Raw genomic sequence first — 17,926 nt, 5'->3', positions numbered from 1 at the left:
CCCTTTGGGGAGAGGGCCGGGGTGAGGGGTAAAGACTACTTAGCCAGCTTCTTCGTCATCTCCAGCAGCGTACGCACATCTTCCGGACGCGTGTCGCCGCTGGCTTTGTCGATAATCGAGCTGTAGATATGCGGAATGATTTTACTCACGCCCGCATCAAGGGCGATCTGCAGGATCGCTTCATAGTTCTCCAGATCGATCCCACCGGTCGGCTCCAGCCAGAAATCGTGACGGGCGCAGGCTTCCGCCACTGCCTGGTATTCGTCCCGGCACGCCAGGCCTCCCATCGGGAAGTATTTGATGGAACTGCCGCCAAAATCTTTCAGCAGGGCAATCGCGGTTTCAACCGGCACAATGCCGTCCGGCGCCGTGCTGCTCAACGGACCGGTGGAGATTTTCACCTTGCCAACGGTGCCGGTCGGAGAGACCAGGCCGTTGACCACGGATTCACTCTGCCCCAGCAGCGCACGGCTGGTTGCCACACCGGTGAACACCTGGTTAACGTGCTGCGGCTGCACCTGACGGGCGATCTCACTGACCATCGCGGACTGGTTCGGATCGCCCGCGCCGAGGCCCACAGAGAGCGCATTATCGATAAGCTGAGCGTAGTCGCGCATATCGGCAACCGCACTGGCGACATCCGGGTAATTTTTGGAGAGCACGCCCACCAGCACGTGGCCTTCCGCCGCCTCGTAAATGGCGCTGGCGTTGGCTTTCGATCCTGCCAGCACGTTCAGGCAGACGCGGTCACGGTAAAAGTTGGGGGTCAGTTTCATGCCTTTTTCTCCTGTCCTAACACTTCACTCATGCGGCGATAAACAATGTTCAGCTGATCGGCATTCACGCTGCGCACGTCCGCTTCGATAATCCCTTCGTTGGCCTTATAGCCACGGAAATAAATGGCATACTCGCCCTGCTTCAGCGCGGTCACCAGGTCGCCGGTGCCAACACCGGTGGTGGCTTCATCAAACTTAATCTCGGTACGGGCGATATCACGACCGGCACTGTCCCAGACCACGCGTGCCGTCACGCCGTTAAGGGTATTAAGCGCGTCAATAAAGGGCGTCATCTTCGCCACCATCTCTTCGCCGCTCTCTTTGGTCGCCGTCAGGTAGTGTTCGATGGCACAGGTAAGGCCGAGGATCCCCTCCTTACCCACTTTCATTGCGCGGCCAATCCCCGCCGTCTGGCGTTTCACCCACTCAACATACTGCGTTTTGCCGATCACCAGCCCGCTGGTTGGCCCTTCAATCGCTTTCGCACCGCTGTAGATAACCAGATCGGCACCGGCGCGGTAGTAAACGTGAAGATCTTCTTCCGCGGCCGCATCCACGATCAGCGGCAGATCGTGCTTACGCGCCACCACCGCCGCCTGCTCTACGCTGAGCATGCTTTTCTGCACGCAGTGGTGAGACTTGATGTAAAGAATGGCCGCGGTACGCGGCGTGATGGCCGCCGCCAGCTGATCGGCGGAGCATTCGTTCGCGTAGCCCGCTTCCACCAGCTTGCCGCCGCCCAGCGCCACCATGGTGCCTACCGGTGCGCCAAAGTTAACGTTATGGCCTTTCGGCAGCACGATTTCGTTGTTCTCAATCGGGGTGACGTGCAGGTTCTCCAGCAGCCAGTCGCTGTCTTTGACCAGCACCGCCGCCACGGACTGGGCGATGCCCGCTGACGCGCAGGAGACCACCGTCGCCCCTTCCACATCCAGCAGCTTCGCGATGTATTCGCCGGTTTTGTTGACCAGATCCTTCATCTCGAAATAGTGATTCATGCCATCCATCGCCGCCTGCACCACGTCCGGGCGCGGCGTGGAGACACCCAGCGCCGTCATACGGCCTGAGGTGTTGATGACTTGCTTTAAGTGATACTTCTCATAAATCGAAGGCATGTTCCGTGCTCCCTTGTTCGGTCATGTAGCCCTTGCCTGCGCGGATGGCGGCAAGCGGCACCAGAATGTGTTCAGCCTGCAGGCTGTCATTTTCAGCATCCACCAGCAGCGTTGGCTGGCGTTTTATCGTGAACAGCGTCAGGTCAGCATCAAGACCTGGCTGAATACGGCCTTTGTGCGTCAGACGCAGCCCGTCGGCGGCGTTCGCGGTGACGCACTCAATCACCTGCGGCAGCGACATGCCGATGGCGAGAAACTTCGACATCACGCTTGCCAGCGACCCTACCGGGCCGTTAATGCGGTTGCGGCAGTAAATATCCGAGCTGATGGTGTGTGGCAAAATGCCCATCGCAATGGCGCGTCTCGCCACCTCAAAGCTAAAGCTCGCCGTACCGTGCCCGACGTCCAGGCGCACACCGCGTTTCAGGGCGGAGGTGATAGACGCACGCAGTTCACCGGATGGCGTCAGAATGCGGTTCGGCTTGCCGTTGTAGCAGTGGGTGATGATGTCGCCTGAGCTGAGCAGGTCGGCAATTTCATCGAGGTTGGGCGGGTTGTTGCCAATGTGCACCATCAGCGGCAGGTCGCCGTTCTCTTTCTGGATGGCTTTCGCGCGCTCAAGCGGCGTTATGCCGTTTTCGCCAACCACGCTGCTGCTTATGCGCGCTTTCAGGCCAACGATAAAATCCGGGTAGCGCGTAACGGCCTGCTTCACGGCCTTCGCATCAATGTTGGCCATATTGGCCAGTTCGTTCTGGGCAATCAGCCCCACGCGGGAGATGTTCAGTAAGGCATAAACGTCGGTTGAGGCTTTACGGGTGATTTCATAAAAATCGTCCACGTCATCCGCGCCGGTACTGCCGGCATCCACCACCGAGGTCACGCCGGTGGCGATGCCCACGCTGTCCGGTTCGTCGTGATAAATAGGGGAGTTCGGGTAGCAGTGAACGTGGGAGTCAATCCAGCCTGCGCTGACGAACACTTCACCGTTCAACTCAACCGTTTTGCGGGCGGGCGCGGTAATGTCGCCCAGCGCCGCGATTTTTCCGTCCTGAATGGCGATATCGGTCAGGGTATCGTCGGTGAGGCGCGCACGGCGCAGGAGTAAATCAAACATGAGGATCTCCTGATAAGGCGGGCGCCGGGGCGCCCGCGGGCATTAAAGGGCGACCGGGAACAGCCAGCCCAGAATCATTGCACCGAGAATGGCGCCACCGGTAATCGGCTTCTGCCAGATATAGAACAGCAGCGCACCCACCAGAGAGCCGACGCCAATAGGAATGGAGGCGGTCATGGCGCTGAGGATAATCAACGGCCCGAGGAAACGACCGGAGGCGTTACCGGCCCCCATCATCACGTCCGCCCCGTAGGTGGAGTTGCTCTGATTGATGGTGAACTTACGCGCCAGGATGATGACGTAGCCAATTGCCAGGCCAATCACCAGGCCGGTGATCAGCGCGGCGATAAAGTTGGTCACCGGGAACATGATGCCCGCACCCAGCAGCAGCGCCGGAACCCCGAGGCCCACCCCGGTCTGGATCGCCCCGCCGATATCAAGGATACCGACCAGCGACCCTTCGATAATACGGGCGAACAGGAAGCTCGCACCGAACGCCGCCACCGCGCCGTAAACGCCAGTATCCATCCCCGCTTTCAGCATCGCCACGAAGGCCACTTCGTTGAACGCGCCGATGCCGTAGAGGTAGTACATATGCGTCCCGGCGAAAACACCGGAAGAGAGCAGGCCAACGAAGATCGGGAACGACCAGTCGGCATACCAAAAACCTTTATTCTGTTCCATGTCGAGGCTCCTGTTATTTACCGCTGAGCGCGTTGTGGATCATGTCGAGCCAGTTCGGCACGGTAAGATGGAAGGATTCGATCATCTTCATGTCGAAGCCACGGAAGAAACCGCTCAGCACGAACAGCGCCACGATGGCCGCCATCATCACTTTGGTGACGTGGTTCCATCCGCTCTCTTCAACGCCCTTACCGATCAGGATACCCAGCACCAGACCCGGTACGGCGTTACCCATGATCAGCTGCGCCGCGCCGCCAAAAATGGTGGCCCAGAAGCCCGATTTTTTACCCGCATCGATGGCGGCCAGCCAGAAGATCACCGGCATCACGGTGTTGACCAGCAGGTTTGCCGCAGGCACCAGCACCTTCACGGCGGTTACCTGAAGCGCAGCCGGAACAGAAGAGGCGGTGAGGTTAAGGAAGGTGACGACAATCATGCCGATTACGCCGCAGGCAATCGCCATTTTGCGCGGATCGTGCAGCGTTTCGCCGACGTTACGGTTTTTAATCATCAGTGCTGCAGCACCCCAGTTCGGGATGATGCGGTGGTCAACGTCCTGTGTGAATGCCCCTGCGGCCACGGAAGAGGCCCAGGCGTTAAAGAAGAAGCCTAACCCAAAGGAGAAGTGAGAAGCCGGATCCCCTTCACAGGAGTTCAGTTCCCCCAACGTACGAAACGCGCCCATACCCTGAGTGGTAGGCGCATGAAACATGCGTGCAGCCCCGGCCCCCACACCGACGCCAACCAGGCCGCCAATGATGAGCGATTTTATTAATATAATTAAGAACATCAGTCTGCCCTTTTATGAATAATCAGCGTTGCGTGACGAAATCCACCTGGTCGAGATTGATGGCAGTCACGTTGACGGTCACATCCAGCTCCACGCTGTAGGTGCGTCTTTCCCGGCGCAGAAAGAAGAACAGAAAAGCTTCTTTACGCACCGCTTCTTGCGCCTGAACGACCTGCACATCCTGTGGCTCAATACGCAGTAAGATATGCGGTGAGGCTTTCATCACCGCGGCCTGAACGTGGTTGAGCGCATCAGCAAAGGCGCGCGCTTTAGCGTCGCCTTTGCCCTTCACTCTCACCGTGGTTGTGAACTGTTCTTTCATGCTTATGCGCCGTGTTTCTTCTGCCACGCCTGAACCAGACGCTCACCCAGCTCTTCTTTATCCATAAAGCCAAAGCCCAGCACATTGCAGCCTTCATTGATGGCGGTGACGCCTTCATCCACTGAACGCATGCCGTATTTGGCTTTGTAGCCATATTTGGTTTGTGCGGTGATGGCACCCGCGCCGCCGCTGCCGCAGAAGGAGATGCCGAAGGTGGCATTTTCCGCTTTCATCACGTCCCCGAGCTTCATGTCGGCTGCCACACCCGGCACGACAACCGCGCGTCCACCGGCTTTTTCAACGCCTGCCGCCACTTTCTGACCTTTACCCAGGCGATCGCCAATCACGACTGTAATCTGTTCCATGTGTTGCTCCTTAAAGGTTGTCTTTCGCGACTTCGAAGTGAACGGAGAGCAGCCAGGCCTCTTCATCAGGAAGGTTGCCAAACTGCGCGACCACTTCACGGGCAAGCCGCATTGAATCGGGAGAAATTTCGTCGAACAGCTCGGCTTCAACCTCCGGCAGCGGCTCGCCGGTCACGGACCGGTGCGCCATCGCGCGAACGTGGGAGGTGAGCATCTGTTCCTGTACTGCGTTGGGGATGATGTTGTGCCGGGCCAGCAGGGCATACACCTGCGCCAGCATGGTGTTAGCGAGCTGCTCTGTTTGCACCGCCTGATCTCCAACGTCATTCATTACCGCTCCGTTAATCACTCGTCTTACCCCGTTAATGGCTCTGGAATAAAACTAACGTTGGGGGGGAATTGTTTGTAGCGAGTTGTTTTCCACTTCGAAGTGGAAAGGCGAGCACCGGCAGTGATCTGTGCCACATAAATATGCTGAATATAGATAAATCACTGTATTTACGTGATGAATATCACGCTATCTGACGGCAATTAAGGGGGCGTGGGAGCGAAAAAGATTATGGGCAGGCGTGCAAATATGTGAGGTGGATAAGGTTTTCTTATGCCCGGAGAGCAAACATGCGGGGGCGATTAACCGCCCCCGCACGGGGAAAGCGCGTACCGAGAATTAACGATACTTTTTGTGATAGGTATTACGCGTGGTCACAAACTGGTCAGCTGCCGCCTGGGCTTCCTTCACTTTGCCTTCGTTGGCAAGCTTCAGTGCGCCGTCAATCTGACCGACCAGCACGTCAAAGCCGTGGCGGTAGTCTTTCATCTCAGCGCTGTCTGCCGCTTTATTTTCCAGCTTTGGCGGCGTGGATTTCTGCGCGTCCAGTGCCGCTTCACGCATTTTGGTCAATGCGCCTTTCATTTCCGCCGCATTGTCCGTTTTCTGCACCACCTTCAGGTTTTCACTGAGGATGCCCATGTCGTCTTCAAGATCGGCAGCAAACGCAGAAGAACCAAGAACCAGCGTTGACGCTGCGACGATCGCTAACAGGTGTTTACGCATTGCTCACTTCCTTTTTTATTATTAAACGCCTTTACGGGTATTACTGCCCGGCGATTTTCATCTCCGGTAAGAGGACTGAACCACACTGTATATTGCTACGTGTTTCAATATCGTTACCGACAGTAACAATATTGCGCCACATGTCTTTCAGGTTGCCGGCGATGGTAATTTCGCTTACCGGATACTGAATTTCACCGTTCTCAACCCAGAAGCCCGCCGCGCCGCGCGAATAATCGCCGGTAATGCCGCTTACGCCCTGGCCCATTAACTCGGTGACGACCAGACCGGTGCCCATCTCTTTAAGCATCTGCTCAAAGCTCAGGCCCTGACCCGCGATTCGCCAGTTGTGAATGCCGCCCGCGTGACCGGTGCTTTTCAGCCCCAGCTTGCGCGCAGAGTAGTTGGTCAGCAGCCACTGCGTCAGAATGCCGTCTTTGATGATATCGCGGCGCTCGGTGCGCACACCTTCGCTGTCGAACGGCGTCGAGGCCAGCCCTTTCAGCAGGTGCGGATGCTCTTCAATGGTCAACCATTCCGGCAGGATCTGCTTGCCCAGCGAGTCGAGCAGGAACGTCGATTTACGGTAAACGGAGCCCCCGGCAATCGCCCCCACCAGGTGGCCAAACAGGCCGGTCGCCACTTCATTGGCAAAAATGACCGGGGCTTTCATGGTGGAGAGTTTACGTGGCGACAGACGGGACAGCGTGCGCTGCGCGCATTCTGCGCCAACCCACTCAGGAGACTGCAAATCGCCCAGCGCGCGACCGATGGTGTAGGCGTAATCACGCTCCATATCCCCATTCTCTTCAGCGATAACGCAGCTGGAGAGCGAATGGCGCGTTGAGCAGTAGCCCTGCAGCATCCCGTGGCTGTTACCAAACACTTTGATACCGTAGTGGCTGTTAAAACTTCCGCCTTCGGTATTGGTGATGCGTTTATCGGCCTTCAGAGACGCCTGCTCGGCACGGGCAGCCAGTTCGATCGCTTCGTCCGGCGTCACTTCCGCCGGGTGGAAAAGATCGAGATCCGGGGCATCGAATGCCAGCAGCTCTTTGTCGGCAACGCCGGCGTAAGGATCGGGCGAGGTGTAACGCGCAATATCCAGCGCAGCCTGCACCGTACGGGCAATGGCATCCGGGCTGAGATCGGTCGATGATGCGCTGCCTTTGCGATTCTGGTGATAAACCGTGATCCCCAGGGCGCCATCGCTGTTGAATTCTACATTTTCCACTTCGCCGTAGCGGGTGCTGACGCTGATGCCGGTGGTTTTGCTTACCGCCACTTCGGCGCCATCTGATTTACCTGAAGCGAGCGTCAGCGCGGTGGAGACGGCTTCTTCCAGAATCTTACGCTGCGCTTCAACTTGTGAGGTTACTTTCATCGCAAATGCCATACTGTAAGAGAGAGTTAATTGAAGTCTAACAGAGAACCGTTTTTCAGTGCGCGTCTTAACTGGTAACATTAGCCTCTTTTTTTAAGGAGCCTGACATGACTAAGCAGCCCGAAGACTGGCTCGACGACGTTCCCGGTGATGACATCGAAGACGAAGATGATGAGATCATCTGGGTCAGTAAAAGTGAAATTAAACGTGACGCCGAAGAGTTAAAACAGCTTGGCGCGGAAATGGTAGAACTGGGTAAAAACGCGCTGGATAAACTCCCGCTCGACCAGGATCTGCGCGATGCCATTGAACTGGCACAGAAAATCAAGAAAGAAGGCCGTCGCCGTCAGCTTCAGCTTATCGGTAAAATGCTGCGTCAGCGTGACGTTGAACCGATCCGCCAGGCGCTGGACAAACTGAAAAACCGCCACAACCAGCAGGTTGCGCTGTTCCATAAGCTTGAGCAGATCCGCGATCGTCTGATTGAACAAGGTGATGATGCGGTACCGGAAGTACTGAACCTGTGGCCGGATGCCGATCGCCAGCAGCTGCGTTCGTTGATCCGCAATGCCCAGAAAGAGAAAGAAGCGAACAAGCCGCCGAAGTCTGCACGCCTGATTTTCCAGTATCTGCGTGAGCTGTCTGAAAACGAAGAGTAAGCACAGCATCGTTGAGTGCCCTTAACCCCGCCCCTCTCCCTGTGAGCGAGGGAGAAAAAGCCCGGTAAGCGTGAGCGCTACCGGGCTTTTTTTTACTCGGCGACCGCCTGCGCTTTCTTCGCCAGACCGTCCAGCAGCTTCTGATGGATCCCACCAAAACCGCCGTTGCTCATCACCAGAATGTGATCGCCAGGCTGTGCGGATTTCACCACCATATCCGCCAGCGCATCCACATCCGCACTCCAGTGCGCAGGCTGAATGCAGGCATCGGCCACTTCGGCCACCTGCCACGGAATATGCTGCGGCTGCAGCAGGAAGACTTCATCGGCACGCCCTAAGGATGGCGCAAGATCGTCTTTGCAGATGCCCATTTTCATGGTGTTCGAACGCGGTTCCAGCACGGCCAGAATGCGGGCGGTCCCGCCGACTTTGCCGCGTAAAGCTGCAAGCGTCGCCAGAATGGCGGTCGGGTGATGCGCAAAATCGTCATACACCGTGACGCCGTGGGCTTCACCGCGCAGCTCCAGACGACGGCGGGCGTTAATGAACGAGCCTAACGCATCCGCCGCATCCGCAGGCTGAACGCCCACATGACGTGCCGCGGCAATCGCCATCAGGCCGTTGTGCATGTTGTGCTCGCCCACCAGGCCCCACTTCACCTCACCCACTTTCTCGCCGTCGAGCAGCACTTCCCACTCGGAGGCATCCGCATTGAGTTTTTTCGCCTGCCAGTGCCCCTGCTCGCCCACCAGCTCCTGCTCGCTCCAGCATCCCATCGCCAGGGTTTGCTTCAGGTTGATGTCGTTTTCCGGCAGGATGATGCGGCCCTGACCCGGAACGATGCGCACCAGATGGTGGAACTGTTTCTGAATCGCTTTCAGGTCGTCAAAAATATCCGCGTGATCGAACTCAAGGTTGTTGAGGATCAGCGTCCGCGGGCAGTAGTGCACGAACTTGGAGCGCTTGTCGAAGAACGCGCAGTCATACTCGTCGGCTTCGATCACGAAGAACGGGCTGTCACCCAGACGCGCAGAAACATCGAAATTACCCGGTACACCCCCGATTACAAAACCTGGCTTATAACCACAGGCTTCGAGGATCCAGGTCGCCATTCCGGCGGTCGTGGTTTTGCCATGCGTTCCGGCTACGGCAACGACCCAACGGTCGCGCAGCACGAAATCATGCAGCCACTGCGGGCCAGACATGAACGGAATGTTGCGTTCCAGAACCGCCTCAACGCACGGATTACCGCGGGTCATGGCGTTGCCAATGATCACCAGATCCGGCTCAGGATCCAGCTGGCTGGCATCGTATCCCTGAATCAGAGAGATGCCCTGTTTCTCCAGAAGCGTGCTCATCGGCGGATACACATTGGCGTCCGAACCTGTCACTTCATGGCCCAGAGAGCGCGCCAGCATTGCCAGTCCGCCCATGAAAGTGCCACAAATCCCCAATATATGAATGCGCATACGTCACTATCCTTCTTCAATGTGGCGCACATTTTACTCACATGTCAGCGACAGCGAAACGCATTTCAGGTAAATCCGTATATTGCTGGCGCGATTCACCTCTGCGCTAATATTTGAATGTTTGTTAAGATTGTTGGGCTTTAGTCGTTTTAGTGAACATACAATCGCTCTACTCACAAAGATGCAGGGAAAGTGTTATGAAAACGTTAGGTGAATTTATTGTCGAAAAGCAGCACGAGTTTTCTCATGCTACGGGTGAACTCACTGCTTTGCTGTCGGCAATAAAGCTGGGCGCTAAGATCATCCACCGTGATATCAACAAGGCCGGTCTGGTCGATATCCTGGGTGCCAGCGGTGCCGAGAACGTTCAGGGCGAGGTTCAACAGAAACTCGATCTGTTCGCAAATGAAAAACTGAAAGCTGCACTGCGCGCGCGCGACATCGTGGCGGGTATCGCCTCCGAAGAAGAAGATGAAATTGTCGTTTTCGAAGGGTGTGAACATGCTAAATACGTTGTGCTGATGGATCCGCTGGACGGTTCCTCTAACATCGACGTTAACGTTTCTGTCGGTACCATTTTCTCCATCTACCGCCGCGTCACGCCTGTTGGCACGCCGGTGACAGAGGAAGATTTCCTGCAGCCGGGCAGTAACCAGGTGGCGGCCGGTTACGTCGTTTATGGCTCCTCCACCATGCTGGTGTACACCACGGGCTGCGGCGTTCACGCCTTTACTTACGATCCCTCGCTGGGCGTTTTCTGCCTGAGTCAGGAACGTATGCGCTTCCCGGAGAAGGGCAACACCTACTCCATCAACGAAGGCAACTACATCCGATTCCCGAACGGCGTGAAGAAATACATCAAGTTCTGCCAGGAAGAAGATAAAGCCACTCAGCGCCCGTACACGTCCCGCTATATCGGCTCGCTGGTTGCTGACTTCCACCGCAACCTGCTGAAAGGCGGTATCTACCTCTACCCAAGCACGGCAAGCCACCCTGACGGCAAGCTGCGTCTGCTGTATGAATGCAACCCAATGGCGTTCCTGGCCGAACAGGCTGGCGGCAAGGCGAGCGACGGTAAAGAGCGTATTCTGGACATCGTGCCGGAAAGCCTGCACCAGCGTCGTTCGTTCTTTGTCGGCAACACTCATATGGTTGATGACGTTGAACGTTTTATCCGTGAGTATCCGGACGCATAACCCATAACACGGGGAGCCCTTCAGGCTTCCCGCTTCATTTATATATTTTACCGTATAAGTGTTTATAAAAAACACGCTTTAATATTCGGTTTTGCTCCTGCATTATTTCCATAACAGTTTGACAAATATTTCCTGGAGCCTAATCGTCATGAAAAATTATTCCCGTGCTAATACCGGCATTGATTTAAATCTTATCCCTGTTTTTATTGAAGTGGTCCGCTGCGGCAGTATGGCAAAAGCCTCTGTACGTCTGGAGATGTCGCGCCCCGCGGTGAGTCTGGCATTAAAACGCTTTAATCAGCTGTTTGACGAGCCGCTATTTTTCCGCAAAGGGTTATATCTTGAGCCGACTGAAAATGCATTAGCATTAACCCAGTCTCTGGAAATATTAATGGGCGATATTCACGATAATATTGGCGCATTAAATTCAGCGACACATAAAACCCCGACACAGAATGCGCCGGGGCGGGAAAATATTATGCCGCTGTCTGAGCCGTCAGTTTAAATGATGCCATGGCGTCCATCAGCTGACGCGATTGCTCTTCCAGCGAGCGCGTCGCGGCAGAAGATTGCTGGACCAGCGCCGCATTCTGCTGCGCGGTTTCGTCCATCTGATTCACGGCAATATTCACCTGCTCAATGCCGCGACTCTGCTCCTGGGACGCGGTCGCAATCTCGCGCATCAGTTTGGTCATGCGCAGTACTTCTGTTGCGATCTCATCCATCGTTTCGCCAGCCTGCTGCGCCAGCTCGCTGCCTTCGTTTACGTGGGTCTGAGAATCACTGATAAGCGAACGGATCTCTTTTGCTGCGTCAGCACTGCGGCTGGCGAGGTTTCGCACTTCACCGGCGACAACGGCAAACCCGCGCCCCTGCTCACCCGCGCGCGCCGCTTCCACCGAGGCGTTCAGCGCCAGAATATTGGTCTGGAAGGCAATGCCGTCAATGACGCTCAGAATATCGGCGATGCGTGCCGAACTGCCGGCGATATCACGCATTTTTTCAATGACGTAGCAGACCATTTCGCTGCCGTGATCGGCGGTGTCAGACACGGATTTCGCCAGCTGGTGCGCCTGCTCGGCGTTGTCTGCATTGAGTTTCACCGTGGCGGTGATCTCTTCCATGCTGGCGGCCGTCTGCTCAAGCGATGTCGCGGTGGATTCCGTGCGCTGGGCAAGATCCATGTTCCCCGCCGTCAGCTCGCGGCTGCCGGTATCAATTTGCGAGCTGGCATCACGTACCCGTAAAACCGAGTTCATCAGAGACTGCCGCATCCCCTCAATGGCCGCGTTCAGGCGGTTAAACTCCTGGCTCGCCGGGTCATTCAGCGTGTGGGTTAAATCGCCCGCCGCCACGTTCTCCAGCTGAGCAATGGAGGCCGAAAGCGGTTTGAGCAGCATGTGACGCAGTACCAGCCACGCCAGCACAATAATGCCAGCCGTCAGCAGCGCGGCCACCACGATCAGGATCAGTACCCGGTTTTTGCTCGACTGCACGGCCTTCACTTCCGCTTTCCCGCGCGCTTCGCTCCATTTCTGAAAGACCTGCATATCATTATCAAACTGCGCCGCCACCGGGATCAGCGTGTTCTCCAGCAGATCGTAATAGCTGTCTGCGCTCTGATCGTTCAGGGCTTTCAGCATCGGGTCGATCCCCTGCTGGTTATAGGTCGCCAGGCTCGCGGCCACCTTATCCAGCAGTTTTTGTCCCTGCTCATCCGCCACCCCGCCGTCGATCACGCCTTTCAGCGTATTACGGGCCTGGGCAATCTCCTGATTGATGTTTTTCACCGATTTGGCCGCGTCATCCAACATGCCGATTTCCATCATCCGGACCGCCTGACCCGCTTCATTACGCGCGCGCAGGATCAGGGTATAGCCAGAATTAAGCTGCACCATCTGCTCACCCTGAAGGTGGTTGATGCGCTGGAGTGAAGAAGAACTCTGTGTGAGGGCATAAATGCCAATGCCGCTGACAATCAGCAGCAGAAGGGTCATAACGGCCAGTAAAGAGAGCAAGCCGGTACGAATCGATAGCGTTTTAAGCATGATATTATTTCCGGTAGCGAGATATTTCTGGGCATAAAAAAAGAGTATCGGCCGCTACCGGAAAATGTTTAGACTTTAAGCAAATTCAGCGTGTTATGGCTCTGTTACTGAAGTGTTTACACGGGTAACAGGCGAGCTTTGTCGGTTCTCCCAGAGCACCGTCAGGCCGCGCTGCAGAGCGATAAAAATAAACAACAGAATGCCAATGGCGATCTTGGTCCACCATGAACTGAGCGTGCCGTCAAAGTTGATATAGGTCTGGATCAGCCCCTGGATCGCCACGCCGAACAGCGTCCCCAGCACCGTGCCAACGCCGCCGCTGAGCAACGTGCCGCCAATCACCACCGAGGCGATGGCATCAAGTTCCACCCCGACCCCTGCCAGGGCATAACCCGCCTGGGTATAAATCGAGAAGACGATCCCCGCCAGCGTCGCCAGTCCGGTCGAGAGCATATAGATGCGGATTGTGGTGCTGCGGGTGGAGATCCCCATCAGATTTGCCGAGGTGGCGCTGCCGCCAATGGCATAGACCTGATTACCAAACCGGGTACGGTGGGCAAGGAAGATCCCCACCACCACCACGCCCAGCATCAGCAACCCCATCGCGCTCAGACGACCGCCGCCGGGGATTTTCCACGCCAGGCTGGAGAGCGTGTCGTAGACAGGATGGTTAATCGGAATCGATTCTTCCGAGACCAGGTAGCTTACGCCGCGCAGGAAGAACATGCCGGCGAGGGTGATAATAAAAGCCGGAATTTTCAGCGCGTCGATCAAAAGCCCCATAAATGCGCCAAACGCGCAGCCCATCACCAGCACCAGCGGGAAGGCCAGCAGCGGCGAGATCCCCCAGAAACCGATCGCTTTTGCGAGGAATACGCCCGTGAAAGCGATCACCGACCCAACCGAGAGATCGATCCCACCGGAGAGGATCACAAAGGTCATGCCAACGGCGATAATGCCTAAAAAGGCGTTATCCGTCAGAATGTTGCAAATCACCCGGGTAGAGGCAAAGCCCGGGAATTGCGTCAGGCAGTAGAGATAACCCAGCACAAACACGCCCAGGGTGATCATTAACGGTAAATTACGTTTTATCATGGCCACGGATCCCTTTAATGATGCTGACAAAGCGCGGCGACTGGACGATCAGCACGCAGAGCACGACCACCGCTTTCACCACCTGGTTGAGTTCCGGCTGAAAACCGGAGAGCAGGATCCCGGTATTCATACCCTGAATAATCAGCGCGCCGATCACCGAGAGCAGCAGATTAAACCGCCCGCCCATCAGCGATCCGCCACCGATAACCACCGCCAGGATCGCATCCAGCTCCAGCCATAACCCGGCGTTGTTGGCATCCGCACCACGGATGTCCGCCGCGACGATCACCCCGGCAATGGCGGCGCAAATTCCGCTCAGCACGTAGGTCAGCATGACCATCAGCCGTGTATTAACCCCGGCGTTTCGCGCCGCACGGATGTTAATTCCGACCGCTTCAATGAACATGCCCAGCGCCGTTTTACGGGTAAAGAGCCAGAACACCACTAATGTGACCAGCGCAATAACGATCGGCGTCGGGAAGAAGAACAGCTTACCGCTGCCAAGCCATGCCAGGCCGGGGGAGTTGAAGGTCACAATCTGACCCGAGGTGATAAGCTGTGCCACACCGCGTCCGGCCACCATCAGGATGAGAGTGGCGACAAACGGCTGAATTTTCAGGACCGCCACCAGAATGCCGTTCCACAGTCCGGCCAGCACCCCGGTACCTAATGCAGCCAGCAGCACCACCGGCAGGCTGTGCCCGGCGACGGTCATGGACGCTGCCGTGGCGCCGGCGATGGCCATCACCGCACCGACGGAGAGGTCAATCCCGCCGGTGGCGATCACCAGCGTCATACCAATGGCCAGAAGCGCCACCGGGGCGGCACGGTTTAAAATGTCTATCGGACTGCCAAACAGCCGGCCATCCTGCACGATAATCTGAAAGAAATGCGGGGCGACCAGGCTATCGATCAGCAGCACCAGCAGCAACGCGATAATTTGCGGCGTGCCGGTAGGCCAGGTGAAGCGGCGCCTGGTTGCACCGGTTTGCGGAAGCGAACGGGGCATCACGATTAACTCCTTACGCCGCGATGGCATTCATGATTGCCGGAACGGACAGTTTATCCAGCGGGATTTCTGCCACCTGCTTACGATCGCGCATGATGATGACGCGATCGGCATACCCCACCAGCTCTTCCAGCTCGGATGAGATAACCAGCAGCGCCAGACCGTCTGCACACAGCGTTTCGATAAGCCGGATAATTTCGGCGTGCGCCCCGACGTCGATACCGCGCGTCGGTTCATCGAGGATCAGGAACTGGGGTTTAGTCAGCAGCCAGCGTGACAGCAATACCTTCTGCTGGTTGCCACCGGAGAGAAATTCAATGGGCTGTTCAGCGCTCGGCGTACGTATACCGAGCTGACGGATAAATCGCTCGGCAATGGCGTTTTGCTCTTTCCGCGGGATGGGGCGTAGCCATCCGCGCTGCGCCTGCAGAGCCAGAATGATATTTTCCCGCACCGAGGCGGCGGCAATTATGCCATCGGTTTTCCTGTCTTCCGGGCAGAAGCCCACGCCCAGGCAGGAGGCCTGATGCGGCGATCGCAGGGTCTGCGGTTTACCTTTGATCAGCGCGCTGCCGCTGTCCGCAGGTTTGATCCCGAAGATCACCTCAGCGGTTTCGGTGCGCCCGGAACCCAGCAGGCCCGCCAGCCCAACAATTTCACCGGGCCGCACGTCCAGATTAAAGGGCGAGATCACCCCTTTTTTGCCAAAATCGCTGAAGGCCGCGACCGGTTTATCGCTGAGCAACGTGCGGCCTGCGCGCTGAAGCGCGTTGGTTTCCAGCTCGCGGCCCAGCATCATTTTGACCAGTTCTATCTGCGGCAGCTCGCGGGTTTCGCGGCAGCCGACAAAGCTACCGTTGCGCAGCACCGTGATGCGATCGCTGACCTCATACACCTGATCGAGGAAGTGGGTGACGAAGATCAGGCTTACCCCCTGATCGCGCAGCTGGCGCATCAGGGTAAAGAGCATTTCGACTTCCTGGGTATCAAGGCTCGCGGTGGGCTCATCGAGGATCAGCACTTTCGCGGAGAGATCGATCGCCCGGCAAATCGCGACAATTTGCTGCATCGCGACGGAAAAACGGTTCAGCGGTTCGCGAACGTCCAGGGAGAAGCCATAGGATTCCATCAGCCTGGTGGCCCGCGCTTCCATCTCTTTGCGTCGCAGCAGGCCGAAGCGTCTTGGCTCACGGCCGATAAACAGGTTATCCGCCACCGACATATTCGGCAGCAGGTTCACTTCCTGGTAAACCGTCCCAATCCCCAGCTGTTGTGCATGGGCGGTGTTTTTTGGCGAAATGGCGTTGCCTTCTAGCCAGATTGTGCCGCGATCGGCATGGTAAACGCCGGTAAGTGCCTTAATCAGCGTCGATTTTCCCGCACCGTTCTCTCCCAGCAGCGCCATAATCTCACCGCGTCGCAGGCTAAAATCAACGTTATCCAGCGCTTTTACACCGGGGAAAAACTTGCTTAAGCCCTCTGTGCGGAGGATTTCCTGGTGTTGTGTGTCGGTCATGTTTCCCCCTCACCCTCGCCCTCTCCCGGTTGGGGAGAGGGAAATGTTCATGCCAGTCTACCCGCCCTTGTACACCCTCTCCCCTCAGGGGAGAGGAGTGGGGTAAGGGGCGAGGGAAAAGACCTTAGTAGCCCATATTTTTCTTCTTCTCTAACTCTTCTTTCGCAGTGTCAGGCAGGTAGAGCGTCGATTTGGTTATCGTCACTTTTTCAGGCAGGGTGCCGTCTTTCTTGAATTTCTCCAGCGCATCGAATGCCGGGCCAGCCATGTTTGGCGTCAGCTCCACGCTGGCGTTCGCTTCGCCGTCCATCATCGCTTTATAGATATCCGGCACGCCATCGATAGAGCCAGTGAGGATATCTTTGCCCGGCTTCAGCCCCGCTTCTTTGATGGCCTGGATAGCCCCGATCACCATGTCATCGTTGTGGGCGTAAACCATGCAAATGTTCTTGCCGTTGTTTTCAGCTTTGATAAAGCTCTCCATGACCTCTTTACCTTTACTGCGGGTAAAGTCGCCGGACTGAGAGCGGATAATCTTAATGTTTGGCGCTTTGGCGATGGCTTCCGCGAAGCCTTTCTTACGATCGATGGCCACGCTCGCCCCGACGGTCCCCTGCAACTCAACGACGTTACACGGCTTGCCATCCACCTGTTTCACCAGCCAGTCACCAATTAATTGGCCCTCGAGAACGTTGTTGGCGGTGACGGTGGTCATATAGAGAGATTTGTCTTTTACATCAATGGAACGATCGAGCAAAACAACCGGGATCTCAGCGTCTTTCGCTTCCTTCAGGACCGGCTCCCAGCCAGTGGCCACAACCGGCGCAATAAAGATGGCATCAACGCCCTGGGCGATAAATGACCGCACGGCTTTGATCTGGTTTTCCTGTTTTTGCTGCGCATCGGCAATTTTCAGGGTAATACCGCGTTTCTGGGCCTCGCTTTTCGCAACGTTGGTTTCTGCCGCTCGCCAGCCGGATTCAGAGCCGACCTGGGAAAAACCTACGGTTAAAGGGGCGGCCATCGCCATAGACGACATGGCTGCCGAAACTGCTGTGACAAGAAGTAAGCGCTTCCACATATGAACGTCCTCGTAGGGGTGTTTATTGTTGGTTAAAAGATGTTCTGCGAAATGACTATAGCCAATGAAATATGTAACGAATTGCGTTACATCACACTTCAGAAAAGTGAATAAAACGTTAATCACAAGTTTGTAATCGCTTTCATTTCACCATTAAAAAAGCGGCTGAGTTTATGGATTTTCCTGTCATGGAATCGGTCTGAAAAGTGGGGAGAACGTGGAGAGAAGACGAAAACAGGCGGAGACATT

At 56.3% G+C, this 17,926-nt stretch carries 19 protein-coding genes; 3 read left to right on the top strand and 16 right to left on the bottom strand.

Annotated elements, in window-relative coordinates; all coding sequences use genetic code 11:
• Positions 1-35: 35 nt before the first annotated feature.
• The 10 genes from JTA15_RS19970 to pmbA all read right to left on the bottom strand — a co-directional run bounded on the left by JTA15_RS19970 (position 36) and on the right by pmbA (position 7,616).
• Positions 36-776 carry a KDGP aldolase family protein gene (locus tag JTA15_RS19970; RefSeq protein ID WP_014168382.1) on the bottom strand — a complete coding sequence of 247 codons (741 nt, stop codon included), beginning with the start codon at positions 774-776 and terminating at the stop codon, positions 36-38.
• Complete coding sequence (locus tag JTA15_RS19965; RefSeq protein ID WP_049023696.1) at positions 773-1,891, bottom strand: DgaE family pyridoxal phosphate-dependent ammonia lyase; 1,119 nt, start codon at positions 1,889-1,891, stop codon at positions 773-775. Before JTA15_RS19965 ends, JTA15_RS19970 begins: the two co-directional genes overlap by 4 nt.
• Positions 1,875-3,008: an amidohydrolase/deacetylase family metallohydrolase gene (locus JTA15_RS19960; RefSeq protein ID WP_219372629.1), complete on the bottom strand. Its 1,134-nt coding sequence runs from the start codon at positions 3,006-3,008 to the stop codon at positions 1,875-1,877. The genes JTA15_RS19965 and JTA15_RS19960 overlap by 17 nt, the downstream gene beginning before the upstream one ends.
• A 42-nt stretch (positions 3,009-3,050) precedes the next feature.
• On the bottom strand, positions 3,051-3,692 hold the full coding sequence (locus tag JTA15_RS19955; protein ID WP_014882285.1) for a DUF4310 family protein: 642 nt from the start codon (positions 3,690-3,692) through the stop codon (positions 3,051-3,053).
• Positions 3,693-3,705: 13 nt separating this feature from the next.
• Positions 3,706-4,482, bottom strand: coding sequence for a DUF4311 domain-containing protein (locus JTA15_RS19950; protein WP_014168378.1), 777 nt, complete (start codon positions 4,480-4,482; stop codon positions 3,706-3,708).
• Positions 4,483-4,504: 22 nt separating this feature from the next.
• Positions 4,505-4,804, bottom strand: coding sequence for a DUF4312 family protein (locus JTA15_RS19945; RefSeq protein ID WP_006810338.1), 300 nt, complete (start codon positions 4,802-4,804; stop codon positions 4,505-4,507).
• Between the two features lie 2 nt (positions 4,805-4,806).
• Positions 4,807-5,169 (bottom strand): SFCGS family glycine-rich protein, encoded by a 363-nt coding sequence (locus JTA15_RS19940; RefSeq protein ID WP_003830384.1) that lies wholly within the window; start codon positions 5,167-5,169, stop codon positions 4,807-4,809.
• Between the two features lie 10 nt (positions 5,170-5,179).
• A complete protein-coding gene (locus tag JTA15_RS19935; protein WP_014168376.1) occupies positions 5,180-5,518 on the bottom strand; it encodes a glycine dehydrogenase in 339 nt (112 codons plus the stop codon).
• Positions 5,519-5,836: 318 nt separating this feature from the next.
• Positions 5,837-6,223 (bottom strand): cytochrome b562, encoded by a 387-nt coding sequence (gene cybC, locus JTA15_RS19930; protein WP_014168375.1) that lies wholly within the window; start codon positions 6,221-6,223, stop codon positions 5,837-5,839.
• Between the two features lie 40 nt (positions 6,224-6,263).
• Complete coding sequence (gene pmbA / locus JTA15_RS19925; protein WP_020882904.1) at positions 6,264-7,616, bottom strand: metalloprotease PmbA; 1,353 nt, start codon at positions 7,614-7,616, stop codon at positions 6,264-6,266.
• Positions 7,617-7,711: 95 nt separating this feature from the next.
• Here pmbA and yjgA point away from each other — a divergent pair, with 95 nt between their 5' ends.
• Positions 7,712-8,263 (top strand): ribosome biogenesis factor YjgA, encoded by a 552-nt coding sequence (gene yjgA / locus JTA15_RS19920; RefSeq protein ID WP_014168373.1) that lies wholly within the window; start codon positions 7,712-7,714, stop codon positions 8,261-8,263.
• A 92-nt stretch (positions 8,264-8,355) separates the two neighbouring features.
• On the opposite strand, the gene mpl is transcribed toward yjgA, so the two are convergent.
• Positions 8,356-9,732, bottom strand: coding sequence for a UDP-N-acetylmuramate:L-alanyl-gamma-D-glutamyl-meso-diaminopimelate ligase (gene mpl / locus JTA15_RS19915; RefSeq protein WP_032681850.1), 1,377 nt, complete (start codon positions 9,730-9,732; stop codon positions 8,356-8,358).
• A gap of 197 nt (positions 9,733-9,929) precedes the next feature.
• Between mpl and fbp the strand changes: the two genes are divergently transcribed.
• Together fbp and JTA15_RS19905 are read left to right on the top strand one after the other, a co-directional pair.
• Positions 9,930-10,928 carry a class 1 fructose-bisphosphatase gene (gene fbp, locus JTA15_RS19910; RefSeq protein ID WP_020882906.1) on the top strand — a complete coding sequence of 333 codons (999 nt, stop codon included), beginning with the start codon at positions 9,930-9,932 and terminating at the stop codon, positions 10,926-10,928.
• A 148-nt stretch (positions 10,929-11,076) separates the two neighbouring features.
• Entirely contained in the window at positions 11,077-11,433 is a 357-nt protein-coding gene (locus tag JTA15_RS19905; RefSeq protein ID WP_025205788.1) for a LysR family transcriptional regulator, read from the top strand.
• Here the strand turns inward: JTA15_RS19905 and JTA15_RS19900 are convergent.
• From JTA15_RS19900 to ytfQ, 5 genes are all read right to left on the bottom strand, one after another.
• Complete coding sequence (locus JTA15_RS19900; protein WP_219372628.1) at positions 11,405-12,976, bottom strand: methyl-accepting chemotaxis protein; 1,572 nt, start codon at positions 12,974-12,976, stop codon at positions 11,405-11,407. The two genes, JTA15_RS19905 and JTA15_RS19900, sit on opposite strands and share 29 nt — an antisense overlap.
• A 93-nt stretch (positions 12,977-13,069) precedes the next feature.
• Positions 13,070-14,071, bottom strand: coding sequence for a galactofuranose ABC transporter, permease protein YjfF (gene yjfF, locus JTA15_RS19895; RefSeq protein ID WP_020882909.1), 1,002 nt, complete (start codon positions 14,069-14,071; stop codon positions 13,070-13,072).
• Entirely contained in the window at positions 14,058-15,083 is a 1,026-nt protein-coding gene (ytfT, locus tag JTA15_RS19890; RefSeq protein ID WP_025205793.1) for a galactofuranose ABC transporter, ATP-binding protein YtfT, read from the bottom strand. Before ytfT ends, yjfF begins: the two co-directional genes overlap by 14 nt.
• Positions 15,084-15,093: 10 nt before the next feature.
• Positions 15,094-16,596 (bottom strand): galactofuranose ABC transporter, ATP-binding protein YtfR, encoded by a 1,503-nt coding sequence (gene ytfR, locus JTA15_RS19885; protein ID WP_020882911.1) that lies wholly within the window; start codon positions 16,594-16,596, stop codon positions 15,094-15,096.
• A 124-nt stretch (positions 16,597-16,720) separates the two neighbouring features.
• A complete protein-coding gene (gene ytfQ, locus JTA15_RS19880; protein ID WP_020882912.1) occupies positions 16,721-17,677 on the bottom strand; it encodes a galactofuranose ABC transporter substrate-binding protein YtfQ in 957 nt (318 codons plus the stop codon).
• Positions 17,678-17,926: the final 249 nt, after the last annotated feature.

The organism is Enterobacter sp. BIDMC 29, from assembly GCF_019378755.1.
Taxonomy (GTDB): Bacteria; Pseudomonadota; Gammaproteobacteria; order Enterobacterales; family Enterobacteriaceae; genus Enterobacter; species Enterobacter ludwigii.
Note: the sequence above shows the minus strand (reverse complement) of the source record. Positions and strands in the feature narration are given on the sequence as shown.

What these genes read in the sequence shown, in the direction of transcription:
- yjfF (WP_020882909.1), bottom strand. Translation starts at nt 14,071, where the DNA reads ATGATAAAACGTAATTTACCGTTAATGATCACCCTGGGCGTGTTTGTG.
- fbp (WP_020882906.1), top strand. Translation starts at nt 9,930, where the DNA reads ATGAAAACGTTAGGTGAATTTATTGTCGAAAAGCAGCACGAGTTTTCT.
- JTA15_RS19955 (WP_014882285.1), bottom strand. Translation starts at nt 3,692, where the DNA reads ATGGAACAGAATAAAGGTTTTTGGTATGCCGACTGGTCGTTCCCGATC.
- JTA15_RS19900 (WP_219372628.1), bottom strand. Translation starts at nt 12,976, where the DNA reads ATGCTTAAAACGCTATCGATTCGTACCGGCTTGCTCTCTTTACTGGCC.
- JTA15_RS19970 (WP_014168382.1), bottom strand. Translation starts at nt 776, where the DNA reads ATGAAACTGACCCCCAACTTTTACCGTGACCGCGTCTGCCTGAACGTG.
- yjgA (WP_014168373.1), top strand. Translation starts at nt 7,712, where the DNA reads ATGACTAAGCAGCCCGAAGACTGGCTCGACGACGTTCCCGGTGATGAC.
- mpl (WP_032681850.1), bottom strand. Translation starts at nt 9,732, where the DNA reads ATGCGCATTCATATATTGGGGATTTGTGGCACTTTCATGGGCGGACTG.
- JTA15_RS19960 (WP_219372629.1), bottom strand. Translation starts at nt 3,008, where the DNA reads ATGTTTGATTTACTCCTGCGCCGTGCGCGCCTCACCGACGATACCCTG.
- pmbA (WP_020882904.1), bottom strand. Translation starts at nt 7,616, where the DNA reads ATGGCATTTGCGATGAAAGTAACCTCACAAGTTGAAGCGCAGCGTAAG.
- JTA15_RS19945 (WP_006810338.1), bottom strand. Translation starts at nt 4,804, where the DNA reads ATGAAAGAACAGTTCACAACCACGGTGAGAGTGAAGGGCAAAGGCGAC.
- cybC (WP_014168375.1), bottom strand. Translation starts at nt 6,223, where the DNA reads ATGCGTAAACACCTGTTAGCGATCGTCGCAGCGTCAACGCTGGTTCTT.
- JTA15_RS19940 (WP_003830384.1), bottom strand. Translation starts at nt 5,169, where the DNA reads ATGGAACAGATTACAGTCGTGATTGGCGATCGCCTGGGTAAAGGTCAG.
- ytfR (WP_020882911.1), bottom strand. Translation starts at nt 16,596, where the DNA reads ATGACCGACACACAACACCAGGAAATCCTCCGCACAGAGGGCTTAAGC.
- JTA15_RS19965 (WP_049023696.1), bottom strand. Translation starts at nt 1,891, where the DNA reads ATGCCTTCGATTTATGAGAAGTATCACTTAAAGCAAGTCATCAACACC.
- ytfQ (WP_020882912.1), bottom strand. Translation starts at nt 17,677, where the DNA reads ATGTGGAAGCGCTTACTTCTTGTCACAGCAGTTTCGGCAGCCATGTCG.
- JTA15_RS19950 (WP_014168378.1), bottom strand. Translation starts at nt 4,482, where the DNA reads ATGTTCTTAATTATATTAATAAAATCGCTCATCATTGGCGGCCTGGTT.
- JTA15_RS19905 (WP_025205788.1), top strand. Translation starts at nt 11,077, where the DNA reads ATGAAAAATTATTCCCGTGCTAATACCGGCATTGATTTAAATCTTATC.